Genomic DNA, 11,638 nt, shown 5'->3' on the forward strand with positions numbered 1-11,638 from the left:
TCATAAAAAGTGGTATCATCATTATAGCTTGTTGTTTATTTCTGAAACAAAAGTATAGCCCCTCAACGTCAAAACTTGACGCATTAAATTTTTTCTGAAAGAAAATTAAAATCTTATGGTTTTCCCTATAAATAATAATCCGGCAATAGAGCTCTCATTCTATTGCCGGATTTAATTGTTTGGTATCGGTATGCAGTTACTTCTTACATTTACTGTAGTCAGAAATAATCTGCATCAGGTTTTGTTCGTTTTTAAGATCAAAGCTTTCTTTTTTCAACTGATCAGAAACTGTTTTACAATCTTTAAGATAATCAGCCAGCTTTTCTGAAAGTTTATCGTTTGATCTGTTATCAAGCATCTGCCCTTTGGGCTGAAGGTCTGTTTTGATTACATATTTCTGCCTTTCAACAGGATCCTGAAGCAGCATGATTTTATTCTCCTTCGCTATCAGCCTGTAGAAATAGGAATTATTACCATGCAGGCTTCCGTAGTTCTGCATTTTCTTCATAAACTCCCCTTTTACATCCAGTCCGTAATAGCATTCTTCATTTCCATTGGCAGCCACACAAAAATGTACACCGGAGTCTGCATCATAGATTTTGGTCGCCATACTCCTCATTCCCGGCAGTTGTTTCTTTAAAGTAACCCGCTGCCCAAAGAGATCAGCACCACCTTCAGGAAGCTTTTGACCGGTTCTTTCGGTATCCAGCATTTCAAACCAGATGGTGATCGCTCCTTCTGTTTTCTTCCCTGATTTTTCCACCAGGTATCCCGGAACATCATATAAATTGATACTGCGGTTGACGGCATCTGTCACTTTTGCATGCTGAAGCTCCTGGTTTTTATAATACGCCTGATGTTCCAGTGTATAGCCCTGGATAAAAAGATTGGCTATAAACTCATTGACAAAAGCATAATCCGACTGAGCGTAAGGTCTTGTGGCAGTAAAAGTAAACTCATTATGATCAAAGGTTCTTACTGTATATGTTTTGATGCCCTGTGTCTGGTACATAGAAGCTACCTTAATCCCATCCAGATCGCTTACCTCCAGGCATGGGCCTGCAGTATTAAATCCAGCACAGTTGTACCCTTTTGCATAGCCTATTATTTTAGCGGGATAATTTCCGTTATTAATCAGTATTTCACCTTTTGATCCCAATCTTGGGTTATAAAGACTTCTGATATTGTCAAGCCTGCTCTTTCTTTCATTATCTTCTGCAATGCTGTTGGTTTTTGCTGTAAGGTATTTATCCGCCAAATTTTCTCTCGGTGTAGCAAAGAATTTCTCCACTTCATTTTTATCAAAACCGTTCTCACCGAAGAGATGGTATTTTACAGCCAATTGATGGGCAACAATTCTATCCGGTTTAAAAGAGGTGATTAATACTTCATACGGAATCTGGGTGGTCTTTCCGTCTGCCGATTTCATATCCAGGTAATACAGAAACTGGTCCTTTGCCAGGGTAACCCCTTTGAGATCGGCATCAAAAACTTTTTCATTAGCTAAGGTATAAAACTCAAAGTGATCCCGGTAAGGAGACTTCAGAATTCCGGCTTCTTTTTCATTGACCAGAATTTTGTCTTTCTTCAGCTGTATCTTTTGAGAGAGTACTAAAGAAGAACATAATAGAGTAGCTAATAGATATATTTTCATAATTCAATAGTTAATAATTAATTGAAGGATGAAAATACAAAAAAATAAGACACCTTATCATGGAAAGGATCTAGGATGGATGAAGATACTTTATAAGGCAGGTCAGCTGTTCAGCCAGCTCAGGCATTCAGCGATCTGCATTTTGCTGATAAAAACCTCAGTATTCACTTCAGGTTCGGGGGAAAGCTTAAGCTCTACTTTCTGGCTTGAATGTTTGATAATTTCAGTGACTGCTTCTTTATTGATGATAAATTTACGGTTTACTTTAAAGAAAACATTGGGATTTAATTTTTGAATAATATCTTTAATAGTATCATCGTAAATATAGGTTTGATGGTCCTTTGTCGTTAAAAAAAGATATTTCCCCGACGCAAAAAAATAGGCCGTATGATGCTCATCTATGGATTTAAGCTTATTCCCTTCTCTTACCATAAAACGTTTCATCATTTCGGAGCCTCCCTGATGTAAGGTAGAAATGGATTTTAAAGTAGATTCCGGGTCAAAATTATTCCTGATGGAGATAAATTTCTGTAATGCTTTGTGTAGGTCATCTTCTTCAAAAGGCTTTAAAAGATAATCAATGGTGAAATGTCTGAATACTCTTATCGCATACTCATCAAATGCCGTTATGAAGATAATCGGGGTAAAAAGCTCCACCTGTTCAAAGATTTCCAGGCTCATTCCGTCACCAAGATGAATATCCATAAAAACAAGATCTGCAGCATTATGTTCGAAGAAATCTATTGCCTGTTTTTTGGAACGAAGAATAACTATCTCAGTGACAGGAACTATAGTCTGCTTATCCAAAAGGTCTTTCAGATAATTAACAGCCAGCAATTCATCTTCTATAATGGCAATTTTCATAACGGTACAAAAGTACAAAAAAACCGCTAGAACGGTTAAGCTCTGGCGGTTTCAGGGGTGTTAATATGAATGTATTATAAATTAGGATTATTTTTCTTCGCACTCATCGGATATTCTATGGTATATCTCACATCATTCTGCTGAAGAATATATTCCTGCCCATTTACTGTATGGGTTATTTTTTTCTGATTTGCTCTTCTTAAATCGAACCAACGCTGTCCTTCTGCTGCAAATTCTCTGAATCTTTCATCCAGAATAAAATTCATGAATTCCGCAGTGTTCATTGGTGCTACCTGATTCTGAACAGAAACATATCCATCCGGGGTGTATCTGTTTTTTAAAACCTTAAGAAGTTCCTGCTTGGCTTCATCAGGTTTATTCAGCTTTACCAAAGCTTCAGATTTTATAAAATACAGTTCGGATGTTCTGAAAGATACTCTGAAATCAGAGCTTCCTCCTTTGATCACTTTATATTTATTTCCGCTCTTTTCAAAATATAGTCCGAATCTTTTATCTGTAGTACTGTTATATTTTGAAAGAAGTTCTGCAGATGCAAAGGATAAATTCTGCACAGAGCTGTTGAATGCGTTATCCAGAGCCAGAATAGATTCCGGCGAAGCATAATGGTTAGGTGCCGTATTTACCGTATTCAGATTGCTAATATCACCTTTAATAGCCAATGCCTGCTCTGAATAACTTAGAGCCTTATTCCATTCTCCTTCATAAAGAGCTGTTCTTGCCTCAAGTGCCAGTAATGCAGCCTTAGAAAATCTGTAATTGATGCCTGTAGCCTGCTTCTGCTCTACCATAAGGCCTTCAGCTTTTGCCATATCTGCATGAACCTGACTGTAAACTTCCTGTACAGTAGAAGGTTTCAATACTTGTTCAAGATCAATATCAAGGGTGATAGGAATTCCTCTGTCTGTAGAAGCAGTGGCACTGTTGTAAGGTTTAGCATACAAATTAACCATATCGAAATAGGTATAGGCACGCAATGCATAGGCTTCAGCTAAAATCTGCTGTTTTTCAGGAGACTCCGCCACAGTCTTGCTTCCTTCATTGATGATCTGATTCAGGTAAAATACCACGGAATAAAAACTCACCCATGGAAACTCAGTAGTTGCCTGATCTGTATTGGAGTCCTTCCACATAGCAATCTCACGGTAAGAGATGAAATCGCTGGTATTCTCATCAATATTCACCTCATCGGTGCGGAGTGCTGTAAGAGCTCTGTGAGAAGGGTATTTTGAATAGGCTGACGTAAGTACTTTCCTGTAATCATCAACTGTGGTTGGAATTACTTTTCCTTCCGGCTGAATATCTAAAAATCTATCACACCCGATACTGGTAAAACTGATTACCGCCAGTGCTATAAATGTTGTTATTTTTCTCATTTTTTTCAAGTTTTAAAAAGAAACATTAAATCCTACTGTAACTGACTTTGTAATAGGCTGTGCATAAATATTCCCATAGGTTTCCGGATCAAAATATCCCTTATATCCGTTACTGAATACAAATAAATTACGCCCTTCAACACTCAGCCTCAATGCACTGATTCCCATAGGAGCTGTAAACTCTTTAGGAAGTGTATATCCCAAACGGATGCTGCTGATTCTTATATAGCTGATTTCTTTTGCCCATACATCCAATAAGCTGTACGCATTGGAACGGTTACCGGTAAACCATTTATTTGCCATCCATCCATTCGGATTAGCCTCCATATCAGGGCTTGTAATTCCCGGAAGTGAACCTCCTACTTCATAGATATCTCTGGTATAATTTCTACCTCTGTCAAACTCAGATCCACGGTAAGAAGGCGTTCTCATTACGGTCTGTTTCAGGTTAAATGTTGCAGAAACAGTAAGATCAAAATTATGTACTTTAAATGTGTTGATAATACCTCCTGTAAATTTCGGATCCCTGTCTCCGATATAAGTAAACATACTTCTTAATTCTGCATTGGAAAGTTTGGTATCTACAAGCTGACCCGGAAGGAAATCCGCATAGACATCGTATAATTTAAAGAAGTCTGCAGCTGATATTTTTTCATTGCCTTTCCAGAACATTGGGTTTCCTTGTTCATCCATTCCTGCTGTTTTCAAAGCAAAAACGGCATTCACCGGAAGACCTTCTCTTGAAGGAAGCAAAGCGTTATCACGAGGCTGCTCACTCAGTACCCTGCTCTTGTTGTGGGCAAAGTTAATCGTGGTACTCCATTTGAAATTTTCTTTGTCGATATTTCTGGTAGATAGCGCCAATTCAAAACCTTTATTCGTCAGACTTCCCCAGTTCATCATCGTATATTCGAACCCGGTTTCCAGCGGTGTTTCTTTCATACTGATCATATCTGTTCCTTTTCTGCTGTAAACATCAGCAGTAAGGTTGATACGGTTTTTGAACAAGCCCAAATCAAGCCCGAAGTTAACATTGGTTGTTTTTTCCCAACGAAGCTTATCATTCGGAGGACTGATTACATTTATGATATTTTCTTTTGATCCGGGAAGAATTGTTGCATCACTGTATTCTCCAATAAAGAATGGTGATGTGTTACGGTCAATATTTCCTTGCAGACCATAGGAAGCTCTCAGTCTAAAGTTAGAGATAGCATTAACATTCTTCATGAAGTTCTCCTTTGATACCAACCATGAACCTGAAACAGCCCATATCGGAAGGTATTTATACTTTTTATTAACCCCGAATAAGTTGGTACCGTCGTATCTTACACTTCCAAAGAAAGTATATTTCTGGTCATAGGTATATGAAGCTGTAGCAAACATTGAAGCATAAGCATTCTCTACAGGTGGCATTTCACGATAGGTTTCGTACTTTCTCTCTGCCGCGAAACTGGAGCTTGGAAATACAATTGCCGTTGCTCTTCTTGTGGTAGGATCATAACCAAATGCTCTTGTAATGGTTGTATTATCTTCTGTTTTACGAAGTTCCGTTCCGGCCATCAAGTCAATTTCATGTACGGAATTAATTTTCGTGCTGTAAGATCCCTGCAGTTTCCAGTTGTATTGGAAAAAGTCATTATCCCAGTTTTGCTTTACTGCTCCGTCGGGCAAGAAATAACGGTATGCCCCATCTTTATAATAACGGGTTCCTTCTTTCATCTTTCTGGTAAAGTAAGTATTCTGAGCCGCATATTTTTCCGTTTCATTGGTATCGTACTGAATTCCCAACTGCGAAGTAAATTTCAGGCTTTTGGTTACTTTATACTCTAAATCCAATATCGCTTTTAGGGAATGGTTTTTTAGGTTGTAACTTGTATTTTCTCTTTCTTCAAGGAAGTTGAAAGGAATATACCTGTCATCAAAACCATCGATATCCCTGTCATACCTGTAGCTTCCATCTGCGTTGTAAGGTGTCAGATAAGGATTGGCATTTCTTGAATAGTTGACAGGGCTGATATTGGCATCAGCATCTGTAATGAATGATTCACGCTCACTCTGTGTACCGAAAATAGAGATTCCTGCATTTAATTTGTCACTTAATTTATAGTTGTTTTTTAACGTCAGGTTATAACGTTTAAAGCCTGTACCAATAGTTGTTCCCTGCTCGTCATAATATCCCAGGGAAAAATAATAATCTGAACGGTCACTACCTCCGGAAATACTTACTCCATACTGTCTGTTGATCGCATTTCTATATAGTAATTTTCCCCAATCGGTATTGCTGTTCCTTAAGCCGTTAATCTGCTGAATCGTCAGTGCATTCAACGCATCTAAACCACCATTTCTGAAAGCATCAAGCTGCCCGTTTTTGGTTAAAATCCTCATTACCTCTCCTTTATCAGCACGATATGTTAGGTCGGCACGCTGAGCAAGCATCAGTTCAAGGTCAACTTTCTCAGAGGCATTTAAAAGATTAAGTTTACCAAAGTCCGGACGGGATGTAATAAAGGTATCCGCTGAAAAATTCACTCTCATGGTTCCTTTTTTTCCTTTTTTCGTAGTAATGGAAATTACCCCGTTAGCTGCTCTTGCTCCATAAATAGCAGTAGCCGCAGCATCTTTTAAAATGGTAATATCTTCAATATCATTCGGGTTCAACCCTGCAATAGAGAAGTTCTGGAGCTGATCGATATTATCCTTATCGGTGAAGTTAGGCACATCATTTCCTTCCAATGGAAGACCATCAATCACCCATAGCGGATCCTGCGGACCAGAAAGTGAAGCTGTTCCACGGATTCTGATCTTTGCCGGACTTCCCGGAGCTCCTGTTTCCGGAGTAACAGCTACTCCGGCAATTTGTCCTGATAACATCTGATCTATACTTGCCACACCAGCCTGGTTAATATTATCCATCTTAACCGTTGAAACCGCTGAGGTCTGTTTGCGTTTTTCAATTTTCTGATATCCTGTAATGATGACTTCCTGTATTTTATTCTTGTCAGAAAGCTCAGGGACCAATCTTATTGTATAATGAGTCTGTCCTTCATTGATCTGAATAATCCTGGATTCATAGCCAGGATAACTTACGGATACAGACTTAGTGTCTGCCGGGATTTCTAATATGAATTTTCCGTCCTTATCGGTTACTGTACCTACAGATACACTTTCAATAACTCCTTCCAGCTCGGTTTTTGTAGAAACAGATTGTGTTTCTATTTTTATAGATGCACCGCTAATTATTTGAGATGTGTTTCCATCTTCTATCTTTCCGGTGATGGTTTTCTTTTGTTGCGCTAACGCGATATTAGCTGCTAAAAGAGGTAAAAGTATTAGAGTTTTTTTCATAGCCGATTATTTATTTAAAGCCTCTTCAATTCGAATAATTAAGTCTGTGTAATGAGCTCTTGAAGCATCATCTCCTTTATATCTGGTTCTGTTCAGTAAATCCAGCACCTTGTGCAGTTCTGCCCTTTTATAGGTAGTTACTTCAGATACTCTTTTCATTGAGGAATAATTAATGTTTCTAAGCTCCTTATCATCTTCATGGAAAGTACAGATCATTGGCATTTTCAGGGTATTGTCTACCTTCAGTGCCTTTACCGCAGTCTTTTCAAATAATTTATTCACAGAAACAATTAAAGCGTCCACATAGTTCTTCTGCGTCATCTTTTCAAGGATCGTCAGACTTCCTCTTTTATTGAAAATAGCAGTTCTTATCTGATCAAATAAATTCTCAACAGTATATATTTCCCCTTTTGACCCCGAAACCTCATGTTTTAGCTCATTTTCCAATAATCTCAACAGTCTGTCATCCATCAACAGGGAATAAATATTTGCATACTGCATTCCTCTTGCCAGCGTATAAGGAGTCTGTTCAAACGGTCCCATTGGAGAATTTTTAACAGGATATGTTTTCTCTGAGATCGGATTGAAAAATAACCATTCCGGAAGGTTGATGGCATTCTTAACAAGATAATCAACAGCTCTTCTCTGGGTTTCTGCAGGTACTGCTTCGTAAGCTTTTTTCTTATTTCCGAAATTCGTATGGTTCAGATAAATTCCTCCTACATTCGCCATGACATGACCGGTATACAGATCCCATTGCCCAATAGCCCCTAAATACAATTTCCCTGCATCCGTATAATCTTTACCATCTGCATAGCTCCATTTTAAAAGATTATCTACAACAATTTTCAGGTTTTTCATCCCGTATTCACTGGCCTTCATAGCATCATCACCCAAATCTTCAGATTGTGAACGCGGATCTATAGTTTCCAGATAACTTTGCTGTTCTCCATAAAAATACAGAGGGTCGTCCTCATGTTTCTCTATTAAATTTCTCAATGCTTTTTTCTCAGAAAATTCTTCAGGATACCAACGGTAGCCCCATTCGATAGCATATTTATCGTAAATTCCAATTTTTGGAGTAATAGCAGTAACACCATCTTGCGGCTGAGCTACATAATTGTAACGGGCATAATCCATGATAGAAGGTGCTGTACCGCCCATCTTATCGGTAAACTCTTTGGAACGGAGTGATTCTACAGGAAAGGCGAAGGAAGATCCCATATTATGTTTCAATCCGAAAGTATGTCCTACTTCATGGGACGAAACGAACCGGATAGCTTCTCCCATATATTCATCACTGAATTTATTTCCTCTGGCTTTAGGATCTATAGGCCCTATCTGAATTCTCATCCATTCCTGAAGCGAAGTCATTACATTATGCCACCAGATGATATCCGCCTCTATAATCTCACCACTTCTAGGATCCACTACCGAAGGCCCCATAGCATTAGATTTAGGGGAAGCCGCATAGGTAATCACCGAATATCTTACATCATCAATATCAAAATCCTCATCTTTCTCATCCGGCATCTTTGCAATGACCGCATTTTTGAAACCAGCCTGCTCAAAAGCCACTTGCCAGTCATGAACTCCTGCAATAATTTTCTCACGCCACTGCTTTGGGGTGGATGGATCAATATAATATACAATCGGTTTTTTAGGTTCTACCAATTCTCCTTTCAAATACCTTTCTTTATCTTCATCTTTAGGTTCCAAATTCCATTTGGTAATAAAGAATTTCTCATCCATTTTCTGTTGGCCATCATTAAATGCCCAGTGTTTTTCTGTAAAAAACCCCACTCTTGGATCAGAAACTCTCGGTTTCATAGGAGTTTTAGAAAGCAGTACAAGATTAGTGGTTACACCAAGTGTTACCGGCAAATCAACACCTCCTTCATTCACGGATGTTGACAACTGGGATTTCACCACAAGGTTCTGAGGAAATGTCTTCACGCCTTCAATGTAAGAAAGGCTTGATTTCACTGATCCCCCCAATCCTACATTAGCCAAAACATCATTAAAGCTTTTCTGATTTCCATCAAAAACTTTGTTTACCTTAATGGCTACCGCCGTAGAATCTGAATTTTGAGCTTCAATATCAAAAACTTCAATAATAGATTCTGAGAAATTATCTTTTACAGATTTTGTAATAGCATCATTTTTAGGGGAAGAAACTTTCGCCTCTGAAGTTCTGACCCAAACTTTTTTAGCTACGGTATCGCGGTGAAATGAAATGATTTTATTTTCATAGTTCATTCCTTTGTTTAAACCAGCTTCATTTACCTGCATAGGTACCTGAGACAGTTTATTAACCACCAAAAACTGACGCCCCATCAGGCTGTCAGGAATTTCAAAATAAACATCCGTTTTTACCTGGATCGTATTAAAAAGTCCTTTTTTATAAGTTCCTTTTTTGATCAGGTCTTCAATTTTTTTTGTTTTCTTCGAAGAAACGTCAGCTTTTTCAGTTTTTTCTTTAGTCGTTTTTACAGAATCTTTTTTCTGTGCCAGCACTGCCGGCGAAGCCACAGCAAGTCCTAAATACAGTGCCAGCCTGTAATTCTTCATTAAAATAGTCCGATTCATTCCAAATAGTAAATATCTTAGTTTCAGCGGGCAAAGCTATAGGTAAAGAGAATCATATATATAGTGTTAGGGAGTGAGAGGGGATATTTCGGGAGTGAATGGATTTTTATTTTCACTTCATTAATGGCAAAAAACATATGAAATATTCACCATCTACAGAAATATTAACAAAATTATGTTTAAAATATCCATAAACTTGATTCAAATAATCAATTCCGAATTTCTCTCCCTGAACGGGTTCTGTTTTGAGCTGCCAGGTATTTTTTACAATGATCCCTTCTTTTTCAATGGTAATGATAATTTCCAGAGGCTGATCTATGGTTGCTATATTATGTTTTATCGCATTTTCCGTTACGATTTGAAGAGACAGATAAGGAATCTTATTTTCCAAACTCTCCTGATTATTAATCACTAATTTAAACTTCAGCTCTTCATCAAACCTGCTTTTCAAAAGTTCCATATACTGCTGTATAAAATTAATCTCCTGGGCAACGGAAACAATATTTTCCTTGGGAGGTACAATAAGATAGCGGTAGATCTTTGAAAGATTCATGGTAAACTTTTGCGCATTGTCTTTATTAATCCCGATCAGCATATATAGGGAATTCAGAGAATTGAACAGAAAATGCGGATTGATATTATTTTTAAGCTGCTGAAGCTGGTTGATGACTTCTGCTTTGTGCATCTTTTCGTTCTCTACCAACAATAAGTTCTTTTCAGACTGTATTTTTTCTTTTTCCCTATAGGCAATATGAGCAGATCTCTGAAACAATATAAAGACCGTTACAATAAGAAATAATGCTGCCAGAAAAATATAGGTGGTATACGTTTTTACTTTGTATACATTTTCATCGATAATAAAATTGACGTGGTTAACCACGGTATATCCTTCAAAATTATCCGTTTTTAAGGGTTTTATAAACCGGGTGACTTCAACTCCCAGATACTCAGAGATTGCAATGCCTTCGGTATATCCTGATTTTGTTTCACTGCTCAATGTATCTTTAGACTTAATATCTGTAAAATCAAAAATATTTTTACCAAGGTATTTCTTTTCAGGATGGGTAATACAAATACCTTCTTTGGTAAAAACATAGGCGTAGGTATTAGAGCTTTTATCTACATTGATAAAATATTGATGAAGGTCATCCAGACTTACAGCAGAACCATAATACAGTTTATTTTTATCCGGCAACAGCAAAGAATCATAGCTCACCCAATACAAGCTGTCTTTACGGGTAATTAGAAGGTCTTTGAAATGCCCGGCTGCATTATTTTTTAAAGTGACAGACTTTTCTATGTTTCCTGTTTTTTTGAAAACATCAGACAATGGGGTATTACTCTCGGTTTTTCCGGAGACGTCATTATAATAGTAATACCAGCTGTAAGCTAAAAGATTGCGTTTTTTGTTCAGGTCATTTAAAACGGAAGAATAATCTTTATAGTTTTTCAACCCGTCTTTTTGGATCAGGGCACGAAGCAGATATTGATAATCCTCAATATTTCTAAATTCCTTTTCAACGGATTCATATTTACGGACAAAAGTTTTCCTTGCGAAATCTTCGGTATTTTTCTGGCTGTCACGGGTAATTAAAAAGCTCAAAATAGCGAGTGCTACAACTGCAATTAAAGAAACAGATAAAGCAGCTATAAAAACAGATTTCTGAGACAGTGCACGTTTAAAGTTAATATTCAATGTATTCTAAATTCTTGTTTCCTCCTACAGGTAAATTATTCGTTTGCAAAATTATAACAAAGATTTCAGGACCAAAAAGTGAATTATATATATAAT

The 11,638-nt window shown here is 37.6% G+C and carries 6 protein-coding genes; all 6 read right to left on the reverse strand.

Annotation, left to right across the window (positions count from 1 at the left end; all coding sequences use genetic code 11):
• Nucleotides 1–196: 196 nt before the first annotated feature.
• Complete coding sequence (locus LQV47_RS11635; protein ID WP_230037025.1) at nt 197–1,654, reverse strand: hypothetical protein; 1,458 nt, start codon at nt 1,652–1,654, stop codon at nt 197–199.
• Nucleotides 1,655–1,756: 102 nt separating this feature from the next.
• Nucleotides 1,757–2,518, reverse strand: a complete 762-nt coding sequence (locus LQV47_RS11640; RefSeq protein ID WP_230037027.1) for a LytTR family DNA-binding domain-containing protein — start codon at nt 2,516–2,518, stop codon at nt 1,757–1,759.
• Nucleotides 2,519–2,592: 74 nt separating this feature from the next.
• Nucleotides 2,593–3,912 carry a RagB/SusD family nutrient uptake outer membrane protein gene (locus LQV47_RS11645; protein ID WP_230037029.1) on the reverse strand — a complete coding sequence of 440 codons (1,320 nt, stop codon included), beginning with the start codon at nt 3,910–3,912 and terminating at the stop codon, nt 2,593–2,595.
• 12 nt (nt 3,913–3,924) lie between these two features.
• Entirely contained in the window at nt 3,925–7,257 is a 3,333-nt protein-coding gene (locus LQV47_RS11650; RefSeq protein ID WP_230037031.1) for a SusC/RagA family TonB-linked outer membrane protein, read from the reverse strand.
• A 6-nt stretch (nt 7,258–7,263) separates the two neighbouring features.
• Nucleotides 7,264–9,828, reverse strand: coding sequence for a zinc-dependent metalloprotease (locus LQV47_RS11655; RefSeq protein WP_230037308.1), 2,565 nt, complete (start codon nt 9,826–9,828; stop codon nt 7,264–7,266).
• Between the two features lie 130 nt (nt 9,829–9,958).
• Nucleotides 9,959–11,542 carry a histidine kinase gene (locus LQV47_RS11660; RefSeq protein WP_230037033.1) on the reverse strand — a complete coding sequence of 528 codons (1,584 nt, stop codon included), beginning with the start codon at nt 11,540–11,542 and terminating at the stop codon, nt 9,959–9,961.
• Nucleotides 11,543–11,638: the final 96 nt, after the last annotated feature.

The sequence above is a fragment of the Chryseobacterium sp. Bi04 genome (assembly GCF_918698085.1).
Classification (GTDB): domain Bacteria; phylum Bacteroidota; class Bacteroidia; order Flavobacteriales; family Weeksellaceae; genus Chryseobacterium.

What these genes read in the sequence shown, in the direction of transcription:
- LQV47_RS11635 (WP_230037025.1), bottom strand. Translation starts at nt 1,654, where the DNA reads ATGAAAATATATCTATTAGCTACTCTATTATGTTCTTCTTTAGTACTC.
- LQV47_RS11640 (WP_230037027.1), bottom strand. Translation starts at nt 2,518, where the DNA reads ATGAAAATTGCCATTATAGAAGATGAATTGCTGGCTGTTAATTATCTG.
- LQV47_RS11645 (WP_230037029.1), bottom strand. Translation starts at nt 3,912, where the DNA reads ATGAGAAAAATAACAACATTTATAGCACTGGCGGTAATCAGTTTTACC.
- LQV47_RS11650 (WP_230037031.1), bottom strand. Translation starts at nt 7,257, where the DNA reads ATGAAAAAAACTCTAATACTTTTACCTCTTTTAGCAGCTAATATCGCG.
- LQV47_RS11655 (WP_230037308.1), bottom strand. Translation starts at nt 9,828, where the DNA reads ATGAAGAATTACAGGCTGGCACTGTATTTAGGACTTGCTGTGGCTTCG.